This window comes from Candidatus Woesearchaeota archaeon (assembly GCA_030651375.1).
GTDB lineage: Archaea > Nanobdellota > Nanobdellia > Woesearchaeales > UBA12501 > JAUSFM01.
On record JAUSFM010000015.1, the window covers coordinates 162,920 to 189,442 of the forward strand.

Sequence of the window (26,523 nt, forward strand, 5' to 3'; positions counted from 1 at the left end):
TCCATGAAGTACCTTCCGCACGTTGCCGCACTTTTTATTATCCTTATCGGCATTTTTTTCACCTATGGCAAGCCATCCTTCACCGGCTTTGCAGTGTTCGAGCCAGCGCCGGTTGCTGAAACGACAGCGCATGCTCCTATTGTTCTTTTCTGCCCACATGATTCTTGCCGTGAAACATTCTTGTTCCTCATCAACGGCTCCACCACGGTTGACTGTGCAAATTTTGACGTTGATTTTCCTGCATTTGTCGAGCTGCTGAAAACAAAAGAACATCGGCTGGTGGTTGACGTGCACAACTTCAACAAAACTCTTGCACAATTGAACAGCAAGCCTGCAAACGGAAAAAAATATATGCACAACAAATTCTGCATCCTCGATCATAGTGTTGTGATCACCGGCAGCATGAATCCGACCTACAACGATATGTTCCGGAACAACAACAATCTGATTATTATCCAATCACGCACGCTTGCGCAGAATTACGAAGGCGAATTCGAAGAGCTCTGGAACGGTGTGGTGAATAAAGGAAGCGCAACAAAACATCCACTCATTATTCTCAACAACAAAACGATTGAAAACCGTTTTTGCCCGGATGATGACTGTGGCGGCGCCGTTGTTCACGCGCTTGAACAGGCGAACCACACTATCTATTTTATGGCATTTTCGTTCACCCACAAAACCATTGCGGAAACACTTATCAAAAAATCCTCTGAAGGCGTTGTGGTGAAAGGCGTCATGGAAAAACAGCAGAACAGTACCAACAGTGTCTTTCCCCTGCTGCAAAAAAATAATGTTTCTGTGCAGTGGGATTCCAACAAATACAAAATGCACCACAAAGTCTTTATCATTGACAATGAAACCGTGGTGACCGGAAGCATGAATCCGTCGGCAAGCGGTGCCAAAGGAAATGATGAAAATATTCTTATTATTCACGACCCCGCATTGGCAGAGAAGTTTGTTGAGGAATTTGAGCTTCTTGGGCAGTAAATTATATAAACAGACTATTTTTCTCGGCATGAGGGGGAAGCTTATGTCCATACTGGGAGGAACAGACACGACTGAACGCTACCGGTTTATTGACCGAGTTGGCGAAGGCGGCATGAGTACAGTCTACAGAGCAGAAGACCGTGAGACCCTCGGTTTAGTTGCCGTGAAACTTCTTCATGACGATCTTGCCCGTTACGACCATTCGCTCTTTCGTTTTGAGCGAGAAGCAAGAATTCTTAGTGCTCTGAACCATCCTCTCATTGTAAAATGCCATGGCGCTATCACCGTTTCTGAGGATCCCAAATCCGATAAACTGCGTCCCGGTTTTGTCATGGATTATCTTGAAGGAAAAGACCTCTTTGACACGCTTCGTGATGAACGAGTACTCGATACTGAAGAAACCGCAATGATAATGCTTCAGCTTGCATTAGCATTTGATTACGTCCATCGCCGCGGAATTGTGCATCGGGATATGAAACCAGAGCAAGTTTCGCTCCAGCGAAATGGATGTCCTTCTTCTACGAGAATAACCATCTATGACTTTGGCATCTGCGGTTTTATAGGTGATAATCTCCCCTATGCAACTACTAGCTATCGGAAACTACCTGTTCTTGCACCTGATGAGAGAAGGCTCACTGCTCACGGAACAGTTTTTGGTACGCCAGAATTTGTATCGCCTGAAGAAGCCGACGGAAGCAAACACGTCGATGGGCGCACGGATTTGTATGCTTTGGGAATCATGCTGTATCAGATGATTTCAGGCAAGTTGCCATTTCGTGGAGGAAATAAACACTCAATTATTTCTCGGCAAATCTATGAACCGCCGGCTCCATTTGCTTCAATAGCAACGTGTGATTACAGTTACGGGCGTCGGCAGTATCAGCCAAGTGGGCTTGATGCTGTTTGTTTCAAACTATTGGAAAAAGACCCCGACAAACGGCATCAAACCGGACGAGAACTTGCGTATGCCGTTCTCAATGCACTTCCCGATATCATGGCAGAACGCTTGCTGTTAAGCATGAGCGTTGGCCTGTTGGGCATGAGTTGGAACCAAGAGCAAAAACCTGAAAAAACTCCCGAAAAAGAATTGGTGCCTGAAGTTGAGACTATGGCATCGGTGTCGGTGGCCGCTGTTGAAGAACCGGTAATACCTCTCGTTGCTCAACCAATAATCGTTCCCCTAAAAAGAGGTTTCATGGACGACATCGTCTCTTTTTTCCTCGCACCGGATGCGTGGATACGAAATAGAGACCGTCATCTTTAAATAACCCTATCAAATTCTCAATTGTATGGTCAACCTCATCATCATCGGCTCGCTTGGGCTGGACGACATCGAAACTCCCTTTGGAAAAAAAGAAAACGTGTTGGGCGGCGCTGCCAGCTATGCATCCTACGCTGCCTCTTTTTTCGCCCAGCCGGGCGTTATCAGCATTGTTGGCAGTGATTTTCCCGAAGAATATCTCGCTCTGCTGAAAAAAAGAAACATCGACACCACCGGCATTGTCATGCACGGAAAAACATTTCGCTGGTCGGGCTTCTATGAATACGACATGAACGAGGCGAAAACAAAAAAGACCGAGCTGAACTGCATCACTGCATTTAATCCCGTTGTTCCTGTTCATTACAAAGATGCGCGCTTTGTTTTCTTGGCGAATATTGACCCTGACCTTCAGGAAAAAGTGCTTGCCCAGACAAAAAATGCCTTTGTCGTGATGGACACGATGAACTTCTGGATTGCGCAAAAAAAAGAAAAATTGCTCGACATCATCAAAAAAGTCAACATCTTCGTCTGCAACGAAGGCGAAGCGAGAATGTTGTTTGGCACGCCGAACCTCATCGAAGCAGGCAAAAAAATTCTCGCGCTGGGGCCGAAAGCAGCCGTGATAAAAAAAGGCGAGCACGGCGCCTTGTTGTTTACGAATGAAAACGGCCTGCACATCTTCAGCGCGCCGGCCTATCCGCTTGAAGTGGTGCGTGATCCGACCGGCTGCGGCGATTGTTTCGGCGGAGCGTTTACCGCGTACCTTGCGAAAACCAACGATACCAGCGAGAAAAATTTGAGAAAAGCAGTGGTGTATGGCATGGCCGTTGCGTCATTGAATGCTGAAGATTTCAGCTTGGAACGGCTCAAAACCGTGACGATGGATGAGATTGAAGAGCGGGTTGCGCTGTTGAGAAGGATGAGGGAATTCTAGTTTTAAATACTACTTTTAAGTAACAAAAATAGAAAGGTTTATAAACCCTCTATCAGTATCTCTTGAGTATGAAGCCAAAAGCCAACAAACTACCGTTTTCAGAATTTCTCGAGGATCAGCTCTACGCTGCGCTCAAAGAAGACGATGAGGAATAATCTTCCCCATGAACCAGTTTGCGCCGCTTGAGGATGTTGTAGCATCGCTGGGCGTGCTGTTTGAGAAACGTGAAAAGCATGCGTCGTTGCCTGATGTTCCTGTTGAAACGCTTTCTGCTGATGCCCTTATAACTGAAGGCGAACACTATGCACGCCTGCGTGACGATGCTCTTGGCACACTAAATCATACGTTTGCTGAAGCGCGAGAATTATCAAAAAAAGTTCCTGATGTTTCTCTTGATGAACTCGCTCCGCACATTGCCCAAACACGCGACACCATTCTTGCGTTTCAGGAAGCAGATCATGCACGGAATCAGTATCAGTCAGAATCCGTTCGTTTTGAACAAGAGATGCTCGAGCGAATGCATAACCTTGACCGTGAAGAAAATCGCCTTTCTACACACTTTGAAGGCCTTGGTAGCCTGCTCCACTATCGTCGCCTCCGTCGCATTGCTGAAGAGCGAAAAAAACTTTCTGCTGCATATCGGCGTACCCAGCAAACATCCGCGGCGCCTGGCATTGATCTGCTGTATCACGGAAATCTTAAGGACGCACTTGCAGTCAGTTTATCGCATCGCATAAAAAATGAGTACGCTGAACAGTGGCGCGCAGCGGCGCCGAAAATTGAACTTTCTGAAGAGGTTCTTGACGAATTGTACACTGCCTATTCAACTTCCCTTCTTTTTGAAGGAATCAAACGAGTGCAAAATCATTGGGCCATGTCCACTTCTGATCTTCCTCTTCTTAATTCTGACGAACTTCGGGTCAAAGCGCACCAGATTATAAAATCAAAATTAAGGCATCCTCAACAAAAGATCGATGATGAGGCAGTACGCAAACTTCCAGCCATATTTGATCAGGTCATCAGTTATGCACGAGGTCCGGAACACCGTTACCATGGGCAGACTGATCATTTCACCGACCTCGTCAACACTATCAACCAATCACCTACACAGACGCAGGAACGCCGCGCGCTGTCCGAATCACACGACCGAATTATTGAAACGCTCTCTGGTTTTACAGGACGCGCTGATCCATATACCTACTCTTCTAATCCTGCTTCTGACGGGTGGCGAAGTTTCGAGTATACTGTTGAGCATCTCGATCTGCAGGCGTGGAATGTTCTCAAGGAACATCCAGCTATGCGCCAACAGCACGGCGACACGCTTAACGCATTTCATCAGCTCTGTTCAGCAACGGCATGGAATACTCTCTTGCGCACCAGCTCACCGAATGAGCATCAAGAATTAAGGAAAGCTGCGCGTGTTTTTTCCACAACGAACAACATTCCATACTTAGTGTATGATTTCTGGAAAAGCGTATTGATTCACGGTAGTGCTCTTCAGGAATCTCCTGAACATCAGTTTGTTGCCGCACTGGGGGACGAACAGATGCATGAGCTGGAAGGGATGAACATTCCCGGACTCATGGATGTTATTCGTGTGATGCGCACGGCGACTGATGATTATCGCACTGAAACAATTCCGAACAATCCTCGTTTGAGAAATCCACGTAATGCCGCGATTAAACGTGGCCTTGTTGACATGACGGTTCATTATCTCACGCATGGCACAAAAGATGAAGCGCAATTTGCATTGTCGTATGCTCCTTTTTTACAAACGCCGCGCAAGGGCGGTTTTAATGAACCCCTTTTTGGAGCACTTGCGAATCGTTTTGGTCTCGATGATGTTGTTGTTCAGGCATTTAAACGGGAGCCGGATGCATTTAATCAGCGCTTGATACATTCCATTGGGAAATCTCCCAGAAGATATGACCCTGACCCAACTGCAGATATTAAAGATGATTTTGCTGCACTCGCCCGCTACCGCACTGGTGTAGATGAAATTCTTGCAACTGCGTTGCATCCGAAAGCAGTGTGGAATGAGCATCAAACTGTTTACTCGTATCTTGTTCAATCAAGTGAGACTCCTTCACACGAAGTTGACCGCGCGCTCGCACACCTCAAACTGGTTGATCAAGACTTCATACACGACAAACTCCATGGCAGCTTTGGTGAATGTTATAACCGCGCTCTCAATAAATATCGCACACTATTTGCGTACCAACCGCTCACCGATGCATTCGCCCGTCTCGAATCCTTCATCAACAAAACAACCGAAATTGTTGAAGCAGTAAAAGACAAACCCGCATTACATGCCTTTCTAAAAACAGAACAACGTTCGCTTGTTTCTGCTGCATCATATTCTGTTTTAGAAGACTATTTTTTACGGGATGTGAAAGCGGGATGTGACTATCTCACTATTTTACAGGATGAAAAAATAGCAGACCTTGTGAAAACACAAGCAACTAATGCGTGCCATCGTATTGCAGTATGTCTCCATGCGATTCCTTCTGAAATTGCCGTTCCCTATATCCGGAACCTCGTTTCCCGAGACGGAGATGCGTCAACACTCGCGGACACCGCGCGTGGCGTCGCTGAAATGCTTTCTTTCTGGACACTGTCCCGTAATCAGGAGCCATTAGAAAAAAATGTGCTTCACGAGTATCTTCATGATCCTGCACACCTTGGTGTTCTCGATTTGCTCTGCGAGCTTAATCACACGTGTGGGCCGTACCGGACACCCGCGGTTTCAGCTAACGAATCGTTCTTTGACCACCTCGAGGCAAACCTCAGTCTTCTGAAACAGGCGGGATTCCAGCCAACGTATTTCCTTGTCAAGGAACTCCACACTGCTGAAGATAAACAGCAAAAAATCACCGCATGGAAATCAGCCATGGAATCGTTTGGCGAAGGAACCTTCGACCCTGCCAACGAACTTCACCGAAATCTTGAATACTCGCGTTTCAGAAAAATTGTTGACCACGAAAAAGTCAAGCGCCACGTCAAGAACCACTTCACCTTTGATGAATACATCCAGATTTTCGACCGCAAGCCGGTTGACGAGCAATTTTCCGAGCGTGACCAGTTTGAAATTGGGTGTGTTGCGTATGAAGCAACGCTGCTTGCTGATTTTATCGGACGTGTCAATGAACAAGCACGTGCACAGCATCGTCCGGTTTGGGTTGTTCCCAATTTGAGCTATGGTTATTTGCCGGTTGCGCCCTTGGTTGAAGAATGCGCAGCGCAGGGCATTGAATCCATTATCGGCGTCAAGGTCGGCTCGACTGAAAGCCACAGCACTCCCACAGTACTCAACAGCCGCCTTTTCAAAGGATACCGACAGCGAATGATGGACGAGCAGCCGATTATTATTGTTACTGACGGAACCCAGCATCTTGTTTCGCGTGACGATGAACATAAATCAGCACGCTATCCAGACGCGCATCAGGGATACCTTAATCAGGTCATTGCGCTGAATGACGCTGCCGGCTTTACTGATATTGATTACAGCACTGTTGGAAAAACAAATGATGATGTTGCCCGTTTGAGAAATACCGAAGAATTCAAACGGCTTGTTACTGTGTACCGAGGTGTTGCATCTGACCATCCGCGAAGACCATACTCATTCAATCTCTGGAACACTGCTGGCTTGGAGCTTGCCGTGCGGGGTAACCGCGAAGAAACGGCAATAGTTCCAACAACTGACCCAGCAACGATTGATGGCCCTGCTGTTATTTTCTGCAACATTGGTGTACTGGATGAGCAGATTCCTGAAGATATTGCGCGGCCATCTGAAACAAAACACACTCCTGCTTATTTCGACGACAGTGGAAAAATCATCAACTTTGACTTTAGCTACGACCGTTTCGGCGTGCGCTACTTGAACCGATTGGAAACTGCAGTGCGGGAAGCATATGCACAACGAAAAAATCAGCCACCTTCTGTTTCAGTGCCTACAGAATCAATTCCTGCACTGATTCGGTTTTTGGAGCGGCCGAGAACTGCTGTTGAAGAAGTTAATCGCTAATTACGTCCCTTCCTGCCAGCTCGCGAGATACTTTTTCTGTTCCGGCGTCAAAGAATCAATTTTAATATTCAGCGCTTCAAGTTGGGTTTGCGCAATATAATCATCAATTTCTTCCGGCAGCACGATAACGTCTGCATTTAATTTGCCGCGATTTTTCACGAGGTATTCGCACGCCAATGCTTGTCCGCAGAATGAGGTAGACATAACTTCAGACGGATGCCCTTCTGCCGCTCCGAGATTCACGAGCCGACCTTCAGCAAGCAGCATAATTTTTTTGCCGCCAAGAACATACTCATCCATGAACGGCCGTATTTTTCGAGTGGAAGAAGCACTTTTTCGCAGTCCTTCAACATCAATTTCATTGTCGAAGTGGCCGGAGTTGCACACAATCGCGTTGTTTTTCATTGATTTCATGTGCGCAACCGTAATGACGTGCTTGTTGCCGGTGACCGTCACAAAAATGTCGCCCCATTTCGCCGCGTCATCCATTTTCATAATCGTGAAGCCATCGAGTGTTGCCTGCAAGGCGCGGAATGGATGCACTTCAGTCACAAGAACTTGTGCTCCTTGGCCGCGCGCGCTTTTCGCAATGCCCTTGCCGCAGCTGCCATAGCCGGCAACAACGAATACTTTTCCCGCGAGCAAGCTATTTGTCGCGCGGATGATGCCATCAATCGTTGATTGCGCCGTGCCGTAATAATTGTCAAGAAGATGTTTCGTCTTGTTGTCATTGACTGCAATGATTGGGTACTTCAATGCCTTATCTTTCACCATCGCCTTCAGCCGAATGATGCCAGTAGTCGTTTCTTCACAGCCGCCGACAAGGTCTTTGATGAGTGCCGGATGCTTCGTGTGAATTTCGCTCACCAAATCGCAGCCGTCATCAATGGTGATGTGTGGTTTTGTTTCGATGACTTTAGTGAGATAGCGATAGTAATCTTCTTTGTTCTCTCCCTTGTATGCCCACACACTGACGTCTTTTTCTTCTGCAAGCGCCGCGGCGACATCATCTTGTGTTGAGAGGGGATTGCAGCCGGTTATCGCCACGCTTGCGCCGCCAGCGATGAGGGTGCGGACAAGAACTGCTGTTTCTTTGGTCACGTGCAGTGCCATACCAATGCGCAATCCTTTGAATGGCTTTTCTTTTGCAAAGCGCACCTTGATTTTCATGAGCGCTCCCATATTAGCTTCTGCCCATTCAATATTGAGCGTACCTTGGGCTGCGAGTGCCTTGTCTTTGATTTCAAAGGTTTTTCCGGTGTGCATACCTATTTGGGAAGGTGGGGGATTTATATGCTTTTTCGTTTTTCGGAGAAAACTTTTAAAAGACCACATGGTATATACAGAGAAAAAGAGGTGTATGGTGAACAGATTCCTTAAACAGCTTCGCACGGTTGTTCATTCCAGAAAAATAATTGTGCAAAGCTTGATTATCGGACTTGCGGTTGCGCTCATCACCGGCATCCTTGCTTCACGCACCAAAGAAGGCCTTATTCTTTTTGCAGGCATTGCAGCGTCCGCCGGCATGATTTGTCACGCACCAAAATTGAAAAGCAACAGCCTGCGCACGGTCATGCTGAGTTATTCTGTTGCTGTTATCGTAAGCATAGTGATGTGGCATCTCATCACCCAGTCCCCTCTTTCATTGAGCCTTGCGCTGTTCATCGGCCTTTTTTTCACGTCACTCCTCTTACTCGTGTTTGATATATTCCACGCTCCAGCCCTCACCGCAGTCATGGGCTTCCTGCTCTACACGGGAAAACTTTCTGACCTGATTTTCTTGCTTGTCAGCGTTTGGGTATTGTGTATCGGCATCAAATTTTTATGGTACTGCGCATCGGAAGAATTAAAAGTCGAGCACTTTGTCAAAGAGTTCACCAAGAAACATTACGGTAACTGATTTTTTAATTTTTTATTCTATCGATCTTTTACGACGACCAATATCAGAATTACAATTCCTGCGGAAAGAAGTACAGCAACGCCCAACAGAAGAAATAGAAACGAGTCATCAGTGGTCGGTTCGGGTAATTCCGGTGTCGGTATAAATGTCTCTTCTGATTGGTTCTTTTCTTCGCTCACCACCACTCCTTTTTTTAACAGCGTATCAGTTGAATTGAAGTCAGTTATCGCACAGGTTCGAACATTTTCCGGTGGGCAGCCAATAATTCCCAGCCCGATGCTTGTCGCTGTTTCATGCGCAAGCCGCGGCAATGTCATTACATAGGTGTTTTTACTCGTGTCCTTAATCTGTTTTCCCTTGATAAACGGCGTGGCAATAGTGCGTGCATTGCTTGTTATATACACTGCAATCTGTGATACTGGGTCGCGCTTTTCATACTGGTCTTGGTTTAGCCCCTGAAACGTCAGGACGTACTGATCAGACATTGCTCTGCAATCGGTGATTGTAAAGGTCTTCGCTGCCAGCGCGCAGTCATACTGGAAACCAGGACAGTTATTGAGAAACAACTCTTTTGTGCAGGGGGGATTGGTGCATGCATCATGCGTAACGCTCAGTTTGTACCGCCCCGACTCGTTGAAAATTCCCCGTGCCGAGGTAAAATCAGCTTTTTTTGTCTGGGTACTTTGGCTGGAAATGACTGGTTGTGAGAAATTTCCTCGGAGGGTAATACTCTGGTTTCCGGGCAACCATATGCTACGAACTTCAACTGATGACAGCAGCAGTTTTTCCACGGATGGATTTTCGACGGTAAACGTGACTGATCCGTCTCCATGGCATTGCATATTTGAAATCCGAAGGTCGGCAGTGGTGCGTGCAAGCCCACTGGGAAGTAGGAGAATTGCCAGTATACTCAGTATAAACCAAATCAGTATTTTTTTTGCCATGCCCCCTCAAGAAGTGGGAGTCAGGACTAATTTATAAGCTTTTATGTAGTCAAGTAAATGAAGAATACTCTTATGCTTTCTTCTGTTTCTTCTTTTTTTCTTTCTTCGCTGGAGGCACCGGCGGCGCCGTTGGAGCGGCAGCCTTTTTCTCTTTTTGTTCTCCATCAAGCCGTTCGCTGTGCCGGCATGCAGGGTATTTAGTACATCCCAAAAACCTGCCGTAAATGCTCGTGCGCACAATCAGCTTGCCATCACGTTTTGCTTCAGCGCAGGCAGGGCAGGGCTTTTCCATTTTTTCTTCTTCTTTGGTGAGTTTTTTTGAGGGACATTGGTGATTAACACACACTTTCTGCGGCCCTCGCTTCGGCGGTCGAATCTGAATCATTATGCCTTTACATGCTTCGCATTTGTCTTCAATGGCAGTAATTTTTCCCTTGGCAGGTAGGGAGACGGTTGTCTTGCACGCAGGATATTTGTCACAGGCGGCAAATCGCCCGAACCGCCCGCTCCGTATCATGAGCCGGCCTTCGCCGCATTTCGGGCAGGCGCCGAGGAAGTTTTGCTCGTCGCGCGTTTCAATGTTTGCTTCGAGCAGGCCTTTACCAATTTCTTTTTCGTGTTTTTTGAAGTTGACCAGTGTTGCGCGCAAGAGTTTTTCCGCGCGACTCAGTACTTGGTCTCCAGTTACTTTTTTTTCGCGTATGGATTCCATTTCCTCTTCAAAATCCCGCGTCAATTTTTCATCGAGAATTTCCGGAGCGTATTTTTCAAGTGTTTCACACGTCTTGATGCCGAGGAGTGTTGCTTGGAGTGAGCGTGATTCTGTTTCCATGACATAGCCCCGTTTGAAAAGCGCCTCAACAATCGCGGCGCGGGTCGCCTTGGTGCCGAGTCCCCGTTGTTCAAGCTCTTTGATGATCGAAGCAGGCGTGTAGCGCTTGGGTGGCTGGGTTTCTTTTGCAAGGAATTCCATTTTTTGTATGCTGACCATGTCATTTTTTTCCACTTGCGGAAGCTCTTCCTCTTCAAGCTTCACGTGCGGCCCGTAAAATACGTGCCAGCCCTTTTCAATCGTGCGCGTGCCCTTGGCAACAAACGGCTCTTTTTCGACGATAAGTGTGAGAGTTACTGTTTCACGCACCGCCGGCTCTCCAAAAGTTGCAAAGAAACGGCGCACGATGATGTCATAGACGCGTTCCTCGCGCGGCGTAATGTCGTGAAATTGTCCGGTTGGAAAAATGGCTGGGTGTGCCGGGTCGGTTTTTTTGCCGTTGTTCGGCACCAGATTTTTCTTGGCAAGCAGTTCCTTGACCAGCAGTGTATAAGGCTCTTGCGCAGAAAGCTGTTTCATAATTTTGTGGTAGCCAATTGCAGGAGGAAGTTGCTGTGATGATGTTCTCGGGTAGGAAATCATACCTTTGAGATACAGTTGTTGGGCGATGTCAAGCGCGTCTTTCGGCTGGATGTGCATGCTTCGGTACGCTTCGGTTTGGAGTGTGGTGAGGTCAAAGGGTGCAGGTGGCGCCTGTTTGGTCTGGGCTTTTTGAAGGTCCTCAACAACTCCCTCTTTGCTCGCTTTTATTTTTTCATATATTTTTTTTGCCGGTTTTTCTTCCCAGAATTTGTCCTGCTTGTGGAGCGCGATGATTTCCTTATTTTTGTCTTTTTCCTGGCGCGGTTTTTTCGGCGTGCCAGTCAGCTGGATTTCCCAGTACGGCACCGGCTTGAATGCGATAATATCCTTCTCGTGGTCAACAATCAGTTTGAGCGACGGGCCTTGTACTCGTCCTGATGAAAGAATTTTGAATGAGCCGGCGGCTTGAACCGAGAGGCTCAATGCGCGGGAGAGATTAATACCGTAATAATAATCAAGCACGTGGCGTGTGGTGCCGGCGAGCGCTTGCCCCCAGTCAATTGTCGGGGACGCGTGCTCATAGCTCTCAACCAGCTCGTCTTTGGTGAGGGTTGAGAATTTCATGCGGTGCGCGTCTTTCTGGTTGCAGGTGAAACGGATAATATTGTACCCAATCGTTTCCCCCTCGATATCATAGTCGCATGCAACAGTGAATGATTTTGCGTTTTTTGAAAGTTTCTTGATCGCGGCAACGTACTTTGCGCTGTACTCCGCATGCTTGTCCGCTTCAGAGGTTGGCTTCCATTCCGTGTCAAAGACCGGATACGTCCATTTTTTTTTCTTTCCTTTTTCTATTTTTTCCGTGACTGTGTAGAGATGGCCAACTGCCGGGACAACGACGATATCTTTCCCCTTGTGGGTGATTTCATAGTATGGAACAGAACCTTCGCTCTTCTTATGAGGCGTTGCGTCTGCCAGCGCTATCGCAATCTTCTGCGCTGCCGATGGTTTTTCCGTGATAATGAGTTCGTACGTCATGGTTTTTCGCTTTTTTGTGCTTTTGTTGGCTGTTAAGCTCTTTTCATTTATAAATTCCTTCTCTTGTTTGAGAAAAGTTTTTAAATCTTTGCATGTTGGCCGTCATGGGGTGGAACTGGTGATGGATGCACTTCTTGAAAAACTGCGCAGCAAACTCCTGTTTGATGGCCATGCTGACCAGTTTTTTGAACACCACGGCTCTCTTATAAAACTGGACCAATCACGTTTCGCGTATCTCACCAACGAGCAGGGCGCAGCTACCACCGTGTTTGTTGACGGCGGCAGTGCCGAGCTTTTTTCTGCTGCTGACTTTTCGCTGTATTTTTTCCGCATCGCCAGCGTGCAGTATCAGGGAAAAAAACAGGTTCGCCACGGCGTGCGCGAACTGTACGCATTCATTGATGTTGACGATGAAAAATCCCTGCGCATCCAGCTGTTCGGCGTTGACGAACAATTTTCACGTGAGCTGCACCAGCGCGCTGCGCAATTCTTTACCCGCCATCCGATTGAACACGATCTTTCAGCCGTCGGCAGCGCACTACTCCAACTTGGCGAATATATTGAAATTGCCCGACTCGCGCGGGAACTCAAGCCGAAAGATTTGATTGTGCGCGACGGCTCACTCGATGTTTTTTTTGAAGTGTTTTCTGACACGGTCGAGTTTCTCACCAAGCGCCAGATTTTTTTGTGCGGGCTTGCCAAGACAAATACCTTGCGCACCACCTCTGGCAGAAGTGTTTCGTTTGTGCTGGAAAAAAAGAGCAACATCGGGTCGTGGTATTACCCGATAACCAAACATCTCTTTTTTACAAAGCTTCATCCAAAAGCAAAGCATGTGTTCCGGTGTGATGTGGCGCTGCCGCATTATAGTATTTTTTCTGCGCTTTCTGCGCACGCCGCAGACCCAACTTTTTTAGGATATCCCTACGGATTAATTGAAGCAGACCGGATGGCGCGCGTGAGCATGGATGAATCTTCTTGTATGAGAAAAACAATGAAAATGAAACTCGGGAAAGACGCAGCGAATCTCGACGTGCTGCTCGGCACGTCTGCGGCGCATGGTATACTGGATAAGATGCGGTTTTAGAAGGGCTTTTTCGGAGTATATCATCCTAATGGGTGACTACCTATGTACCTGTTTTCATTTCAGGTGACTACATTTCGGTCGTTGTGTAGTCACCCAGCTAAGAACTCTTTTGAGCTTTTTTATCTCACGACTGGCGCAAACACGGGCGCTTCTTCATCGCCGGGGTCGTTGGTGAGGCGTATCTCTTGTCCTGTTTCTAAATCATGGCGGTATAAATCTTTGGTGCCGTTGCGGTCGGAGACGAAGACCATTGAGCGACCATCAGGAGAAATAGTTGGTTCACGGTCTTCGGATCCGAAAGTATTTGTAAGATTTATTTCTCTTTCACCATCTTTCAAAAAAATATCATAGTTAACATCCATTAATCGCATAAAAACATATCTTGTACTATCAGGTAACCAGCGTGGTACTATCTCATTTACTCCTGTGCCAACTTCTTGTCTTCTTTCTCCGGTCTGAAGATTCACTGAGTACACATTCCAGTTCCCATCAATAGCTGCACTTAACACTTTTGTCCCGTCAGGAGAAACTTCAATCTGCGCATTGTTGCCGTTTCCAGAAACTATTCTGGTTTCACTTCCATCTCTTTTGGTAACGCTCAGTCCGTTATTACCTTGATATACTAAGTATGAACTATCAGGTAACCATTTGACATGTCCATGTACAAATGTGTCTATCTGCCGTGTTTCTCGTGTTTCAAGATTGATCACTTTTAGTGTGTTTATGTTCTGAGATACATACGCTATGTGAGTTCCATCAGGAGAATATTCAACATCATATACCTGAGGTTCTTGCGGTATTGGTATCTGTTCCCTGTCTCTTGATTGTACAATGATCCGATGTATTTCATTTTCTGGTGGTCCTCTTCCTGAATCTGATATGAACGCTATCCATTGAGCATCAGGTGACCAACTGACTGGGACGGTATATTCAGGATACTCGTTGTTCCATTCGGATATATTTGGTGAATTTGTGAGATTTTGTTTATGTTGGCCATCTACATCTATCACACAAACATCTTTAGTTCCATTTGGGGTGCATATATATGCAATCAATAAGCCACACCATCCTGCATTATCACTTTCACCATCACAATCCTGATCAATACCATCTCCGCAGACTTCCATATGTGACGGAATAATCGGCGCATTGCAACGTGTCTCTAATCCACTCGGCGCACATTCTTTCACTCCGTTTGCTGTACATGCGCCAAGAAGTCCGTTGTTACACGCCGCTCCAACATCATACCCATTATTCGCAACACCGTTACAATCAGCATCAGTCCCATCGCACCGTTCTTGCCCCGGCAGCCCCGCTTCAGCATTGCACATTGTTCCAATCCCTTCCGGTGCGCATAGAGTTACTCCTGTTCGTGCGCATGCACCAAGGCCTTCAGTGCATCGTGCGCCGACATTATAATTATCATCGACAATGCCATTGCAGTCGTCATCGTTGCCATTGCATGATTCCGGTGCTGGCCCGCGGTAGCCGATGCAGTCACTCCATTGTCCGGCAAGGTCGCAGATTTGTACGCCTGTTCGGCATTCTCCAATGTTGCTGTCGCCGCATTCGCGGAGTGTCGCAATTATACATTCACATAATGGATCAATCGCGCCGTCGCAGTCGTCATCAATGACATTGCATTGTTCGGGCATTGCAGGGTTGATGTTCCGATTGTTATCGTTACAGTCTCCCGATTGGAGGGTATATCCATCGGGCATTTCACACGCTTGAAATGGTTGCGCAAGATCGCCAAATCCATCATGGTCAAAGTCGCGATAGAATGTTCTTAAAACGCCCTCGTCTATTTGGCGGCTGCAATTATCATCTTGCCCATTGCAAATTTCTGGTCGGGGAGTTATTTCGGGCTGGGTGAGAGCGTATTGTAATCTGCCTTCAAGATTCATGCAGGTTAACACGCCTTCACGGCAGTTGCCAACACCAGCAGTGCCTGCTGGACCGTTGTAAAACCTGCTGGTCATTCCTTCAGTGCACGGTGGCTGTACATCTGGTAATCGGCTACTATCCATTGCTTGATACGTTGCATCAACATTATGCATTTGTTCTGCATCGTGCGCGTCAACTCGTTGCGCTCCATCATAAACGTCAGATTGTTTCGTTGCGTCGTATGCTATCATTGCATCAACACTTTGTTCATACGCATCGTGTTGATATCCAACATCATGCGCTGGATATCCTGCGTCTTTTTTGTTGTTGCCAGTATCAGTCGAGCCATGAACGGCAGCGTCTCGTTGAAAAGAAGATGGTATATTTTTTGAATCTTCACATCCCATTATTCCAGCAGCAGTCAATCCCATTGCAAACATAACGCTTCTAAATAATCCCATGAGCGCTGGGGATGAGGAACATTATTTAAACCTTTGCGTGAGCAGCGCCATTCCACTGGACAGGCCAATCAGGACGTTGGGCTTTGGGTATTGGGCAACTTCCACTGGACAGGCCAAAAATGCCATAAACCTAATGCCTAAGGCCTAATGCCCAATCTCCCGGTACCACTGGACACTGGACAGGTGCGCGTGAGGTTTATATAGTACTTCGCCTCGAATCATAGACGTGGAGCAAAAAGACGTATTGGTGGTGTTTCAGGACAAGAGCATTAGGCGAGTCTGGCATAATGACGAATGGTATTTCTCAGTGGTTGATGTTGTTGAAGCACTTACCGAGAGTCCGAGTCCACGGCAGTATTGGGGTGTCTTAAAAGGAAGAGAAAACCAGTTGTTAACATTTTGTTTACAACTGAAATTACCCTCATCAGATGGTAAATCTTACGAAACTGACTGCTCCAGCACTAAAAACATGTTCCGAATCATCCAATCCATCCCCTCACCAAAGGCTGAACCATTCAAACAATGGCTTGCCAAAGTCGGCTATGAGCGTGTTCAAGAAATACAAAACCCCGAATTGGCGCAACAGCGCATGAAAGAATTGTACAAGGCAAAGGGATATTCTGATGAATGGATTGAGAAACGAGTGCGCGGCATCGCAGTTCGGCAGGAATTGACTGACGAATGGAAACAGCGGGGTGTTGATGAAGGAAAAGAATTTGCCATCTTGACCAACGAGATAAGCACGGCAACCTTTGGCAAGACTGTTGACGAATATAAAAACTTCAAGAATCTTAACAAAGAAAACCTGCGTGACCACATGAACGACTTAGAGCTTATTTTCACCATGTTGGGTGAAGCATCAACCACAAAAATAGCCAGCGGCAAAAATGCGCAGGGATTTCCAGAAAATAAGGATGCTGCACACAAAGGCGGCGCCATTGCAGGCGACGCGCGAAAAAAACTTGAAATTGAATCAGGCACCGCAGTCAGCACCGGAGAAAACTATCTTGCTGAACCTGAAAAACATACGAGAAAACGGTTACAGTAACCGTAGAACTATTTCCCCAGTTCCATTCCCACGGCAGTATCAATTTCCTCGACGCGGATGGCGCAGCCGCGGAGTTTCATGCCCCAGAGCATTCCTTGGAGAAGATGCTTTCTGGCTTGGGGAAAGCTCGTCACAAGTGAATCAAGAATGCCATGTTCGTACGCAACCAGCGCGAGCTCGGTTGAGCGAATGAAACGCAGGCCGCGCGTCATTTTTTTGAGTTCAGCAATATTATTTTTGTCAAACGAAATTCTGCGCTCAAGCTTGCGCTCGAGCAGCACGCCGAGTTGTGCTGCATCTTCAAACAGCATGCGCGTGGTGCGCTCGTCAATCACTATAGCATCCGCATTTCTGCTCATCGCAGCAGCCACCACTTCAATTTCTGCTGGGTGGCAGAGCTTGAGCCATGAGCCGTTTGCCCGCAGAGAATGGTTGGTCATCTCCAACAGTTTTCTTGTCTGCTGGCGAAAGTGCTTTTCTCCCAGTACCGTGAGCACGCCATCATCAATACATTTGAGAATTTGCAGCGCCTCGAATTTAAATCTCTTGATTTCAATCGGTTTATCAACAAGTTCAGCCTTCACTTTTTGGGTGATGAAAAACTCTCCGTGGAACTGTTTTTTTAATTCTCGGAGAATCCACAGGAGATTGTTAGTCGTCAAGCTGATGATGGGGCCGGTGTCGAATATAATCGCGCGTTCCATAGTCATGCCCCAAACAGGCTGCGGGCGAATTTCAGCCGCTGTTTCATTTCTTCTCTTCCCGTGTTGGTGTCAGACGCTGCTTCCGGAATGCCCGTTTTTCCGACGTAACTCATCAGGTCCCAGTGCGACACGCCGAGTGTTTCAGCGGCGCTGGCAAGAGAAATTCCATGTTCATACAGCCGGCTGCCCTTGACCGTTTGTGCATGATAGACAATACTTTTCAGGTAGCGCTTAATTTTCGGGTCTTTCTGGCCGAGCACGCCGCCCAGCCGCTGAAAAATCTGGCGAAATCCGGACTGATTGCCCTTGTTCAGGCAGTCCTGCGCCCGAAGAAATTGAGAAACAATTTCATCATCCAGTCCCTGGTCATAAAAATCGCGCGACACAATCTTGAACAGTGTGTACACCACCACGGCAACGGCTATGGCGTCCTCATCACCATAGATGCTGGCGCTGTGGGTTGTCTGGTTGCTGATGTCCCGCAGGTCAAAATACTTTTTGGCGCGGAACGCTTCGATGACTTTTTGGATGACTGCAAGAATGTCCTCTTTTACTTTATCGTTCATACACTCATTACTGTTTTTGATTTATAAATAGTTTGTGCTCAGGATACAACGGCTTCATACAACTCCAACCTATAAACTGCTGTTGCACAACATTTATAAAACAAAGCGTATGAACGATTTCGGGACGAGTGATACTGGGTGGCACGAAAAAAGAAGGACAAAAAGGAAAAAGAGCAGGCAGTGCCCGAAACAACTGAAGCGCCGGCAGAGCCGCTTCTGGGCGCACAGCCGGGCATGTTTGGTTTTCTCAAAGGATTCTTCAACCGGTTCCTCAACGACCTCTTCGGCGGCCAGCGGCAGGTAAAACTCGGACTCTACGGCCCGCCAAACGGCGGCAAAACAACCATCGCCAACAGAATTTGCACTGACTGGCTGGGCGAAGAAATGGGCAGTGTTTCTCCCATTCCCCACGAGACGCGGGAAATACAGTCCAAAGACAAAATTACCATCAAAAAAGGAAAAAAACAGCTCTCATTCAGCTTGGTTGACACGCCGGGCATTGCGACGAAAATCGATTATGAAGAATTTATCCGCAGCGGGCTCGCGCCGAGCGTCGCGAAAAAACGGGCAAAGGAAGCAACCAAAGGAGTTATCGATTCCATCAAGTGGCTCGACGACATGGACTGCGTTATCGTCGTGCTCGACGCCACCAAAGACCCGTATTCACAAGTGAACATCACCATCATCGGCAATCTTGCTGCACGAGATATTCCCGTGCTGCTCGTAGCAAACAAGATTGATTTGCGCAAGGCAGACGAGAAAAAAATATCAGCAGCGTTTCCCCAATACGACATTGTGCCCATGAGCGCGAAAAAGGGCACGAACATCGAAGGGCTGTATGAAGCGCTCTTCAAGCTCGCATCAAAGTAACACAACGTACCAACAAAACTAACAACGAAAAATCCATATTCAAAAAACTATTTAAAGAAATAGAGGTTAGACACACCAGAACAGAGTAAGAAAAGAGGTTTCATATGGCCTTAACGCTCCAATTCGTGCCACACAACCAGATTGAGAATCTGAGCTCGCTCGGCAGAATCAGGAAACTCCTTAACATTGCCAAGCAGGATCGTATTGTGCTCCTCGAAGGTCGGCTCACCAAGGAAGAGGAAGCCGAACTCATCAAGATAACCATGGAGGAAATCAATGCTGAATTCAAGGGCATTGAGCTGGCAATTATTTACCCCAACGAAAACCTTCCTGATGACCTGCTTCAGAAATTAAAGTACACATTCTTATGGGCGCTCATGGGCAATCGGCTCGGCCTTACGATCATCGGACCGGCAACCATAGTCAAGGAAATCAAGCGCGACCCAAACAAGATACAGCTCTTCACTCAGCTCGGCAAGCGAAAAGTAAAGAAACTCAAACTGCGCAGCGACCGACCAACTGCGCGAAAACAAAAGCGGAGAAGGTGATAAGCAATGCCGCACCAATGCGTCCGCTGCAACCAGTTTTATGAAGACGGTTCGAATGAAATAATCAAGGGCTGCTCATGCGGCGCGAAACTCTTCTTTTTCATCAAAAAAGAAAAAATGGAAAAACTGCGCGCGGTGCAGGAACAGTTTGTTGCACTGCCTGAAGCGGAAAAGAAACAAATTGAAAAAGACGTTTTTTCCGTCATGGGCGTTGAGGAAGAGGAGCAGGACGAGCCGGTTATTCTTGACATTGAATCCATCCGCGTGGTCAAGCCCGGAAAATTCGAGCTCGATCTCGTCAACCTCTTCAACAAGGAAAATCCCATCATCTTCAAGCTTGGGGAGGGCAAGTACATGATTGACCTGCCGGAAACCTTCCGCCGGCGGCGGACGTTATGACACTCGGTGCAGGAGACCCCGCGCCTGATTTTTCGCTGCGGGACAAAGATGGCATAAAACATTCTCTTGACAGCGCGCGCTATACTGTGCTGTACTTTTACCCCCACGACAACACACCTGGCTGCACCATTGAATCCCAGGAGTTTACCTCATTGCTCGAAGATTTCGGAATGTACGACACCCAAGTCATTGGCATTTCCGGCGGCGATGATGAGAGCAAAAAAACATTTTGCGACAAGCATCATTTAAGCGTGGTATTGTTGTCTGACCCTGATTTTATTGTTGCGAAACAATACAGCGTGTACGGAACCCGCATGACGCAGCATGGACCCGTGACGGGGATAAAAAGAACGACATTCATTATTGACCATAACCGAGAAATTCTTCGTGTGTATGAAGACGTCAAGCCCGAAGGGCACGCCGCAGAAGTGCTCGAGCTGATTGCGGGGATGGGATGATGAAACTGAACATCACAAATTGGCCGTGGTGGGTGAAAGGGGAGGAATAAAGAAAAATAAAAAAATAAATTAAAAATAATTTTAATGGTTTTTAAGCCAGATAAGGTGTATGAACACTCCGAGTCCCAAAATCACCCAAGCACCCTGCATCCCAGCTAACACTCCTAGTGCGCCGATCAAGCAAAGTATACTCGCCGGATTCTTCGCAACAATTAAAATTTTGTTTAGGTCCATGCAAACATTTCCTCCTTTACATTTTTAATTTTTTGGAGAAATCAGAAAACGCGCCAAAAGAGGACTGCATTTCTGATTCATCCTCTTTTAACAAAGACACCATTCATAGACGTGTATAAAAATGTTGTGGTGGAAACTATAGTTTTGAGTAAACACGTTTTAGGATTCGCGAGTAACAAAAACAAGAAAAAAATAATCAGTTCAACTGTCTTTTTATCATCTTGTTTTAACGAATTCACCAAAAAAAGTATAAAGAGTAATTAATTTTCTAACGCCCATGACACCCCAATTCGCCTTCATCAAAACCTTCGGCGACTACCCCTTGATTCGCGTACTTGATTTCTTGATATATTCGCGCGACTTTGATTACCCGCTCACGGAAATTGCGAAAAATGCTGGTGTCAATTTTCAAACCCTAAAAAAAATATGGCCGCAACTTGAGGAAAATAAGATAATCATTAAAACACGAACACTTGCCGGCGCAACCTTGTACAAAATAAACATGGCCAACCCGGTTGTTAAGAAAATAATTGAGCTGAACAATTTTCTCTGCTGGAAACAGGTTGAAGAACAGAAAGAAGATGAACCACTACTGGAACCGGCGATTGTGTGATTATTTCCTCGTCACAATCTCGACCACATCGCGGTGTTTCAGCGGGTGGTCCTTGCCCACGGGCATTTTCTTCTTCACGTCCATTGCCTTGACAAACTGATTGCCGAGATCGGTATGAATTTTGAAGGCAAAATCAAGGGCGGTTGATCCGGACTTGAGCAGAAAACAGTCCGGCAGTACGTTTCCTTTTGAGTCTTCCAATTTTGTTATCCCCCCAGGGAAAATCGCGATGTATTTTAGCAATTGGAATACTGAAAAATCAACCACGTCCTGCACGCCGGTGCTTCCATACACTCCGAGAATTTTTTCTTGGATAAACACAAGGGCTTTTTTTTGTTTGTCTGACAGCTTTGATTCATCTTTGACGGCAAACGTTGCAGCGCCGGGGAGATAGTCAATGAGCCCGACCCGCGCGGCTTCCCGCAGTGCCAGTTCGCTTTCTGCGCTGCATGGAATAATTTTGTAATTGGGAAATTCATTGACCGCACGGTCGAAGTTTTCCTTTGCACCCGGGACATCAATTTTGTTGGCAGCGATAATCATCGGCTTGGTTCGTTTGCGCAGCTCAGTTGCAATCTCTTTGAGCTGCGCTTCGGTCCATTCGATAATCAAATTCGGCAACTTCAATTTTTTAATGACGTCTTCGGCCATTTTTTCGTTCACGCCAAGGCCGGAGAGCTGGGTACCGATGGCACGATGCACTTCCTGCTTTTCCTGTTGGACAGTGCGTGCGAACCGTTCCCATCCTTTTTCAAGAATGCTGTAATACCACAAGTCAATCTCCAACTCAAGGAAGCGGATGTCATTCAGCGGATCGTAACTGCCTGCCTCGACAGGTTCGCCGTAGGCGTTCACGCTGCCAGAAATATCAACGACGTGGATGAGGACGTCTGCTTGCCGTAGGTCGTCAAGAAACTGATTTCCTTTTCCTTTTCCAAGGTGTGCATCCGGCACCAGCCCAGCAACATCAATCACCTGCACCGGCACATAGCGCGTGCCTTTGGCGCAAAATCCCATTCTTGGGTTGCACTGCTTGCCAAACTCTTTATCGACGCATTCTACCCGCACATGGCCAATGCCTGAATTTGGCTTGATGGTGGTAAACGGATAATTCGCAATTTCTGCGGCGGCCAGCGTTGCCGCTCGGAAGAAGGTTGATTTTCCCGCGCTTGGTTTTCCGACGAGTCCGATGAGCATAGAAGAAACGGGCAAAGAAGAGGGTATTTAATGGTTGTGGTTTTTAAGGAGTTGAAGAATACCCCTGAATAGGAGCTGGCACTGGCTGAGTTTCTGGCGTAAGCCGTTCTTTAAGTTTGCCTATTGTTTCTCGTGCAGAATCATACGCACGTTTCCATGCAGGGGCTCGGCCAAGAATTTTTGGATCAGCGTCTTTTATATAAAATGAGGATGCAGGGCCGACGAAAAAGAGTGTCAATCCAAGATACATAAGCGAATCACCAAGATTTATATCATGGTGAGAAATTCGAGTCATAAACTCATATACGCACTCTCCTGCAAAGGCCAATCCTGGAAGTCGAAAAAGACGATGTAATTGTCTCTCACCAAAGTCTCTGCGGGGTAGTGCGATTGCATCACTAATCTCTCTGGCTCGAATTTGTTTTTCTGAAAACATTTCCACAGCCGAATCCACAAGGTCATATCCCCCTGCGACACTATACAATAAAAAGAAGGTGCGCAAAGCTATATCACCTGTACTCGGCGTTGAATCTATGTTGTACAGTTCTCGCCACGGATTATCCACAAGACCATAGTTCAGGAATAATCCGCTCCCTGCCATCAGCGCCAGCGAATATCTGCTGTGCCCTTTTTCTTCCCACTTGAGTGTAAGTTTAGTGTACTGGCGAAGTACCTGTTCATCAGCCCATTTGAATGGTGCAAGGAGTGATTCGAGTGACATACCCTAAAAGAAAAAACAGCATTATTTAAACTTTCTGGAGAATGAGAGTATTCCATTCTTCCACAGCCATGCCAGCCAGAGCGTGCCCAGGCCCATTTCAAAGACGGAGAGTTTCAGCTGTGCGAGAATTGTTTCTCTGCTACCGGCAAATAAGCCGCCGATGCTGAATGGCTTCATGCCAAAAAACCACACGCCAACTTGGCTGGGCCAGAACAGCGGAAGGCCTGGTGCGCCAAATGCCATGTCAAGCACGAGATGGGTAAATACTCCAGCAGAAAGCGCGAGCCCTGCGCCAATGAGTGTTTTCATGGTGAAAAATTGTTTCGAAAACAACGCCATGAGATTGCCGAAGGCAATGACTGCAACAAAACAGAAGGCAAGAAACAACAAGCTGTGGGTGAACTGGCGGTGGAGATTTGAGTGAAACAGCCAGCCAACCACCAAATCAGCATCCGGCAGCAATGAGCCGAACAAGAGAATGGCCCACTCGGTGTGGCTGAAGGAACGTTTGGTGCTCCATTCAAGAAACCGCCCAAACACCCATCCACCAACAAGATGGCCAAATGCAAAGCTCATACGCATCGGTCACGCGCCCATATATTTAAGCATTTGTAAACTGAAGTCCATAAACTTTTTAAACCCAGTGATATTTAAATAAACCATGCCCGTGCGCGTTGATTGCCTCAAAACATCAGTAAAATACGTCGGTATCTTCGACCTCAAAGATTTCTACCGCGCGTTTATGGACATCCTCCGCGACAAGGGCTACATGAAGCGTGACAATTTTTATTTCTGCGAAAAGCTCTACTTTGAAAAACACAGCCAAAACCCGCAGGAAGGCGATTCCGGCTGGATATGGTGGCGAACCTACAAGCTGCAGGAAGGCACGAAGTACATCATGCAATGCATGGACATTGACATCCACACTCGGTTCATCAAGCGCATTGAAATGATGGAAGCCGGACGAAAAATCAAGCCGTGGAAAGGCGAAGTTGAAATTAATTTCGACGCCTACCTCAACCTTGACCCGGAAGACAAGTGGAAAAACCATCCTATCCTCTCGCACGTGCACAAGCTGTACTACAACCGTATCTTCGGCAAGCGCAAGGACGCGTGGAAAGTATCTACCCGCAATGACTGTTACTGGATTCAGCGATTCGTGAAAGACTTCTTCGAGCTGCACCAGTTCGCGCCCTCGCCGGAACTCTTCTACCGGCCGTACGGCTACAAGCTCACGGGCTACGCCGAGAAGCTGCCGGGCGAGACGTAAACGCTATGCACCTGTTTTGCGAGTCTATTTATGCATCAACCAAAGACGGGAACAGCAAGGGACGAATTGTTAAGGAACAGTTTCGATGCTGTGGCACGTTCATTCATTCTGTCAGAGGCGAAAACGTGGCGCCACGTTTTCGCCGCGCGGGAAAATCAGAATGTGCGGACAGAATCCGTATCTTGCCAGTTTCTTGCCTGTTGCGCATAATCCGTTTCGTAATGGCTGAATCAGTACACTCCCTTTTAAACTACACTTCTCAAACTCCAAACCACCTAATCAACAAAAACCTTTATATATCGTCTAAGAAAAACACATTCATGCGCCCCCGTAGCATAGTAGCCATTGCGCCTGACTTGTAATCAGGAGGTCGCGAGTGCAACTCTCACCGGGGGCTTAATCAGTCAGAGGTCGGGGGGCTGGAGCACTTCGACACGTCGTCAGTTTGGTGAGCTCCGAGCAACGCGAGGAGCTTGCCCATCGTTGTGCAAGCTTTTTTTGCCGCAGCAAAAAAAGATTGTTGGGGTCAAGCTTTTTGCGAAGCAAAAAGGTTGCGCGATTGCAACTCTCGCCGGGGGCTTATGTAAAAAGTATGTTGTAGATAATAAGCAGCGACCTACGTATGATTAAAACGTGAGGCATACACTTGTGAAAGACCCATTAAGTTACATCCTGCTTAAACTCCTGGGATTACTGGGATTAAAAGACACTAACAGAAATCGCAGCAGGTTATTTACTTTTCTTTATAATTTTATACCTGCGTTTGTTTTTGCTCCTTATCTGTTCTATGTGGGGTTAAAAAATTCAATTTCCGGACTCGTCGTGATTTCGATTCTACTATTTGCAGTAGATGGTATGCATCTCATAATGAACCTGGTTGATAGTAAGAACTAACCCTATTTTCTCCTTCCAAATCCCCGTACTACTTCATACCCAACAACCAGCACTAACACAATAACCCATCCGATTAGCCACGGTTTCCAGTTGTGTTTTTTGAGAATCTTTTTTGCAAGAGGAGGCGCTTCAGAAATCGTGGGCGGTGTTACGGTAAAATTTTTCCCTGATTCAACATTCGGCTCTTCTTTTTTAGTCAGTGTCGGTTCTTCCTCAACCGTTACATCATTCGTCGTGTCCACATAGCCCCAGTCAAGCGTGACTGAATCTTTGGTCAGTTTTATTACGTGTAGCCACGCAAGGCGGCGGTTGGTAAAATCATGTATTTCATCCTTGCGGTCGAGCACAACACAATACGAACGGCCGAGGGTTGGTGCGATGCCTGCTTGGTAAAAATACTCCTTTGAAATGCAGTCTTCAACCTGCCCGGTGCTTTTTAACAGGTTGATTTCCGTGAAATGAATGTGGTTTTTGCGGTCGGTCAATGCGCCCAGCGGGTTGCCGCGGGTTATTTTCATGCCGCGTTCAGACGTTTGCTTATACTCATGGTACATAATGTCGACGTCGGTCGGCGTGTCATTTTTTTCAGGAATAACATTCAATTGGGAAAAGTTGAACCCTTCGCCGACGTGGAGAGTGATGGTGCCGCGAGTGATGTTCAGCGCGCTAACGCTGGCAGCGCAGAGAACGAGCATCAGTACCAGGAGCATTGCTTTTTGCATACCCCTCACTAACACAGTCCGGTTTTTAAATTTTCCCCAAAACCATCTTTATCAGCAAACATCAACAAACTTTAAAAATGAGCGTCAAATCCTCACCTCTATGGACAAGAATGACAAAAAAATAGACATCAAAGCTTCGTATGCTGCTTTGGCAAAGAAATACCGGCTTCCTTCGTATGAAGCAGTCAATCAAGACTTTGAAATTGAAGCCATTGAAGAAACCGACTTTCTGCTCAAAAACATCCGCAACCGCATTGGCGAAAAGATGGAGTTCTGCATTAAGCTTCTGACCAGCATTCTCCAGCCGGAACAAAACATTACTGACCTGCATGAATGCAAAATGTTCAGCGACGAGCAGAAGAAAAAAATTTATTCGCTCTACAAAAACCTGATGGTTTACCT

25 protein-coding genes and 1 tRNA gene are annotated in these 26,523 nt (G+C 46.9%); 15 read left to right on the forward strand and 11 right to left on the reverse strand.

The window, feature by feature from the left end; translation table 11 throughout:
- The first annotated feature begins 3 nt into the window (after nucleotides 1-3).
- From Q7R76_05815 to Q7R76_05830, 4 genes are all read left to right on the forward strand, one after another.
- The gene (locus tag Q7R76_05815; GenBank protein ID MDO8643064.1) at nucleotides 4-987 is read left to right on the forward strand and encodes a phospholipase D-like domain-containing protein; all 984 of its coding nucleotides are present in this window, start codon (nucleotides 4-6) and stop codon (nucleotides 985-987) included.
- Nucleotides 988-1,030: 43 nt separating this feature from the next.
- Nucleotides 1,031-2,251, forward strand: coding sequence for a serine/threonine-protein kinase (locus tag Q7R76_05820; protein MDO8643065.1), 1,221 nt, complete (start codon nucleotides 1,031-1,033; stop codon nucleotides 2,249-2,251).
- Between the two features lie 25 nt (nucleotides 2,252-2,276).
- Complete coding sequence (locus Q7R76_05825; protein MDO8643066.1) at nucleotides 2,277-3,182, forward strand: PfkB family carbohydrate kinase; 906 nt, start codon at nucleotides 2,277-2,279, stop codon at nucleotides 3,180-3,182.
- Nucleotides 3,183-3,345: 163 nt separating this feature from the next.
- A complete protein-coding gene (locus Q7R76_05830) occupies nucleotides 3,346-7,206 on the forward strand; it encodes a hypothetical protein (protein MDO8643067.1) in 3,861 nt (1,286 codons plus the stop codon).
- Here Q7R76_05830 and ahcY read toward each other — a convergent pair whose 3' ends face one another.
- Nucleotides 7,207-8,472 carry an adenosylhomocysteinase gene (gene ahcY / locus Q7R76_05835; protein MDO8643068.1) on the reverse strand — a complete coding sequence of 422 codons (1,266 nt, stop codon included), beginning with the start codon at nucleotides 8,470-8,472 and terminating at the stop codon, nucleotides 7,207-7,209.
- A 97-nt stretch (nucleotides 8,473-8,569) separates the two neighbouring features.
- On the opposite strand from ahcY, the gene Q7R76_05840 reads away from it, so the two are divergent.
- Nucleotides 8,570-9,106, forward strand: coding sequence for a hypothetical protein (locus Q7R76_05840; protein MDO8643069.1), 537 nt, complete (start codon nucleotides 8,570-8,572; stop codon nucleotides 9,104-9,106).
- Nucleotides 9,107-9,123: 17 nt separating this feature from the next.
- On the opposite strand, the gene Q7R76_05845 is transcribed toward Q7R76_05840, so the two are convergent.
- Nucleotides 9,124-10,050 carry a hypothetical protein gene (locus Q7R76_05845; GenBank protein MDO8643070.1) on the reverse strand — a complete coding sequence of 309 codons (927 nt, stop codon included), beginning with the start codon at nucleotides 10,048-10,050 and terminating at the stop codon, nucleotides 9,124-9,126.
- A gap of 70 nt (nucleotides 10,051-10,120) precedes the next feature.
- Nucleotides 10,121-12,442 carry a DNA topoisomerase I gene (gene topA / locus Q7R76_05850; protein ID MDO8643071.1) on the reverse strand — a complete coding sequence of 774 codons (2,322 nt, stop codon included), beginning with the start codon at nucleotides 12,440-12,442 and terminating at the stop codon, nucleotides 10,121-10,123.
- A 109-nt stretch (nucleotides 12,443-12,551) separates the two neighbouring features.
- Between topA and Q7R76_05855 the strand changes: the two genes are divergently transcribed.
- Complete coding sequence (locus Q7R76_05855) at nucleotides 12,552-13,529, forward strand: DNA double-strand break repair nuclease NurA (GenBank protein MDO8643072.1); 978 nt, start codon at nucleotides 12,552-12,554, stop codon at nucleotides 13,527-13,529.
- Between the two features lie 119 nt (nucleotides 13,530-13,648).
- Here Q7R76_05855 and Q7R76_05860 read toward each other — a convergent pair whose 3' ends face one another.
- Entirely contained in the window at nucleotides 13,649-15,877 is a 2,229-nt protein-coding gene (locus Q7R76_05860; GenBank protein MDO8643073.1) for a MopE-related protein, read from the reverse strand.
- 226 nt (nucleotides 15,878-16,103) lie between these two features.
- On the opposite strand from Q7R76_05860, the gene Q7R76_05865 reads away from it, so the two are divergent.
- On the forward strand, nucleotides 16,104-16,925 hold the full coding sequence (locus Q7R76_05865; protein ID MDO8643074.1) for a BRO family protein: 822 nt from the start codon (nucleotides 16,104-16,106) through the stop codon (nucleotides 16,923-16,925).
- A gap of 8 nt (nucleotides 16,926-16,933) precedes the next feature.
- On the opposite strand, the gene Q7R76_05870 is transcribed toward Q7R76_05865, so the two are convergent.
- Together Q7R76_05870 and Q7R76_05875 are read right to left on the reverse strand one after the other, a co-directional pair.
- Nucleotides 16,934-17,629: a hypothetical protein gene (locus tag Q7R76_05870; GenBank protein ID MDO8643075.1), complete on the reverse strand. Its 696-nt coding sequence runs from the start codon at nucleotides 17,627-17,629 to the stop codon at nucleotides 16,934-16,936.
- 2 nt (nucleotides 17,630-17,631) lie between these two features.
- Entirely contained in the window at nucleotides 17,632-18,195 is a 564-nt protein-coding gene (locus tag Q7R76_05875) for a hypothetical protein (protein ID MDO8643076.1), read from the reverse strand.
- A gap of 234 nt (nucleotides 18,196-18,429) precedes the next feature.
- Between Q7R76_05875 and Q7R76_05880 the strand changes: the two genes are divergently transcribed.
- The 4 genes from Q7R76_05880 to Q7R76_05895 all read left to right on the forward strand — a co-directional run bounded on the left by Q7R76_05880 (nucleotide 18,430) and on the right by Q7R76_05895 (nucleotide 20,470).
- Nucleotides 18,430-19,065, forward strand: coding sequence for an Era-like GTP-binding protein (locus Q7R76_05880; protein ID MDO8643077.1), 636 nt, complete (start codon nucleotides 18,430-18,432; stop codon nucleotides 19,063-19,065).
- Between the two features lie 104 nt (nucleotides 19,066-19,169).
- Nucleotides 19,170-19,613, forward strand: a complete 444-nt coding sequence (locus Q7R76_05885; protein ID MDO8643078.1) for a DUF2073 domain-containing protein — start codon at nucleotides 19,170-19,172, stop codon at nucleotides 19,611-19,613.
- Nucleotides 19,614-19,619: 6 nt separating this feature from the next.
- Nucleotides 19,620-20,012 (forward strand): Zn-ribbon containing protein, encoded by a 393-nt coding sequence (locus Q7R76_05890; protein ID MDO8643079.1) that lies wholly within the window; start codon nucleotides 19,620-19,622, stop codon nucleotides 20,010-20,012.
- The gene (locus Q7R76_05895) at nucleotides 20,009-20,470 is read left to right on the forward strand and encodes a peroxiredoxin (GenBank protein ID MDO8643080.1); all 462 of its coding nucleotides are present in this window, start codon (nucleotides 20,009-20,011) and stop codon (nucleotides 20,468-20,470) included. The genes Q7R76_05890 and Q7R76_05895 overlap by 4 nt, the downstream gene beginning before the upstream one ends.
- An 81-nt stretch (nucleotides 20,471-20,551) precedes the next feature.
- Here Q7R76_05895 and Q7R76_05900 read toward each other — a convergent pair whose 3' ends face one another.
- Nucleotides 20,552-20,704 carry a hypothetical protein gene (locus tag Q7R76_05900; protein MDO8643081.1) on the reverse strand — a complete coding sequence of 51 codons (153 nt, stop codon included), beginning with the start codon at nucleotides 20,702-20,704 and terminating at the stop codon, nucleotides 20,552-20,554.
- A gap of 277 nt (nucleotides 20,705-20,981) precedes the next feature.
- Here Q7R76_05900 and Q7R76_05905 point away from each other — a divergent pair, with 277 nt between their 5' ends.
- Nucleotides 20,982-21,317 carry a hypothetical protein gene (locus tag Q7R76_05905; protein ID MDO8643082.1) on the forward strand — a complete coding sequence of 112 codons (336 nt, stop codon included), beginning with the start codon at nucleotides 20,982-20,984 and terminating at the stop codon, nucleotides 21,315-21,317.
- Here Q7R76_05905 and Q7R76_05910 read toward each other — a convergent pair whose 3' ends face one another.
- From Q7R76_05910 to Q7R76_05920, 3 genes are read right to left on the reverse strand one after another with little or no spacing between them, the layout of a single operon-like run.
- A complete protein-coding gene (locus Q7R76_05910) occupies nucleotides 21,318-22,514 on the reverse strand; it encodes a redox-regulated ATPase YchF (GenBank protein ID MDO8643083.1) in 1,197 nt (398 codons plus the stop codon).
- Between the two features lie 43 nt (nucleotides 22,515-22,557).
- Nucleotides 22,558-23,235, reverse strand: a complete 678-nt coding sequence (locus Q7R76_05915; protein MDO8643084.1) for a hypothetical protein — start codon at nucleotides 23,233-23,235, stop codon at nucleotides 22,558-22,560.
- 21 nt (nucleotides 23,236-23,256) lie between these two features.
- A complete protein-coding gene (locus Q7R76_05920) occupies nucleotides 23,257-23,811 on the reverse strand; it encodes a metal-dependent hydrolase (protein MDO8643085.1) in 555 nt (184 codons plus the stop codon).
- A gap of 85 nt (nucleotides 23,812-23,896) precedes the next feature.
- Between Q7R76_05920 and Q7R76_05925 the strand changes: the two genes are divergently transcribed.
- Nucleotides 23,897-24,505 (forward strand): hypothetical protein, encoded by a 609-nt coding sequence (locus Q7R76_05925; protein MDO8643086.1) that lies wholly within the window; start codon nucleotides 23,897-23,899, stop codon nucleotides 24,503-24,505.
- Between the two features lie 324 nt (nucleotides 24,506-24,829).
- Nucleotides 24,830-24,902 (forward strand) — tRNA-Thr (locus Q7R76_05930).
- 499 nt (nucleotides 24,903-25,401) lie between these two features.
- On the opposite strand, the gene Q7R76_05935 is transcribed toward Q7R76_05930, so the two are convergent.
- Nucleotides 25,402-26,121 carry a hypothetical protein gene (locus Q7R76_05935; GenBank protein ID MDO8643087.1) on the reverse strand — a complete coding sequence of 240 codons (720 nt, stop codon included), beginning with the start codon at nucleotides 26,119-26,121 and terminating at the stop codon, nucleotides 25,402-25,404.
- A 100-nt stretch (nucleotides 26,122-26,221) separates the two neighbouring features.
- On the opposite strand from Q7R76_05935, the gene Q7R76_05940 reads away from it, so the two are divergent.
- The coding region (locus Q7R76_05940) for a hypothetical protein (protein MDO8643088.1) at nucleotides 26,222-26,523 on the forward strand (302 nt) is incomplete at its 3' end.

Excerpts from the sequence above, each read along its gene's own strand:
- Q7R76_05815 (MDO8643064.1), top strand. The coding sequence starts at position 4 with ATGAAGTACCTTCCGCACGTTGCCGCACTTTTTATTATCCTTATCGGC.
- Q7R76_05820 (MDO8643065.1), top strand. The coding sequence starts at position 1,031 with ATGTCCATACTGGGAGGAACAGACACGACTGAACGCTACCGGTTTATT.
- Q7R76_05825 (MDO8643066.1), top strand. The coding sequence starts at position 2,277 with ATGGTCAACCTCATCATCATCGGCTCGCTTGGGCTGGACGACATCGAA.
- Q7R76_05830 (MDO8643067.1), top strand. The coding sequence starts at position 3,346 with ATGAACCAGTTTGCGCCGCTTGAGGATGTTGTAGCATCGCTGGGCGTG.
- ahcY (MDO8643068.1), bottom strand. The coding sequence starts at position 8,472 with ATGCACACCGGAAAAACCTTTGAAATCAAAGACAAGGCACTCGCAGCC.
- Q7R76_05845 (MDO8643070.1), bottom strand. The coding sequence starts at position 10,050 with ATGGCAAAAAAAATACTGATTTGGTTTATACTGAGTATACTGGCAATT.
- topA (MDO8643071.1), bottom strand. The coding sequence starts at position 12,442 with ATGACGTACGAACTCATTATCACGGAAAAACCATCGGCAGCGCAGAAG.
- Q7R76_05860 (MDO8643073.1), bottom strand. The coding sequence starts at position 15,877 with ATGGGATTATTTAGAAGCGTTATGTTTGCAATGGGATTGACTGCTGCT.
- Q7R76_05870 (MDO8643075.1), bottom strand. The coding sequence starts at position 17,629 with ATGGAACGCGCGATTATATTCGACACCGGCCCCATCATCAGCTTGACG.
- Q7R76_05875 (MDO8643076.1), bottom strand. The coding sequence starts at position 18,195 with ATGAACGATAAAGTAAAAGAGGACATTCTTGCAGTCATCCAAAAAGTC.
- Q7R76_05880 (MDO8643077.1), top strand. The coding sequence starts at position 18,430 with ATGTTTGGTTTTCTCAAAGGATTCTTCAACCGGTTCCTCAACGACCTC.
- Q7R76_05885 (MDO8643078.1), top strand. The coding sequence starts at position 19,170 with ATGGCCTTAACGCTCCAATTCGTGCCACACAACCAGATTGAGAATCTG.
- Q7R76_05890 (MDO8643079.1), top strand. The coding sequence starts at position 19,620 with ATGCCGCACCAATGCGTCCGCTGCAACCAGTTTTATGAAGACGGTTCG.
- Q7R76_05895 (MDO8643080.1), top strand. The coding sequence starts at position 20,009 with ATGACACTCGGTGCAGGAGACCCCGCGCCTGATTTTTCGCTGCGGGAC.
- Q7R76_05900 (MDO8643081.1), bottom strand. The coding sequence starts at position 20,704 with ATGGACCTAAACAAAATTTTAATTGTTGCGAAGAATCCGGCGAGTATA.
- Q7R76_05905 (MDO8643082.1), top strand. The coding sequence starts at position 20,982 with ATGACACCCCAATTCGCCTTCATCAAAACCTTCGGCGACTACCCCTTG.
- Q7R76_05910 (MDO8643083.1), bottom strand. The coding sequence starts at position 22,514 with ATGCTCATCGGACTCGTCGGAAAACCAAGCGCGGGAAAATCAACCTTC.
- Q7R76_05915 (MDO8643084.1), bottom strand. The coding sequence starts at position 23,235 with ATGTCACTCGAATCACTCCTTGCACCATTCAAATGGGCTGATGAACAG.
- Q7R76_05920 (MDO8643085.1), bottom strand. The coding sequence starts at position 23,811 with ATGAGCTTTGCATTTGGCCATCTTGTTGGTGGATGGGTGTTTGGGCGG.
- Q7R76_05925 (MDO8643086.1), top strand. The coding sequence starts at position 23,897 with ATGCCCGTGCGCGTTGATTGCCTCAAAACATCAGTAAAATACGTCGGT.
- Q7R76_05935 (MDO8643087.1), bottom strand. The coding sequence starts at position 26,121 with ATGCAAAAAGCAATGCTCCTGGTACTGATGCTCGTTCTCTGCGCTGCC.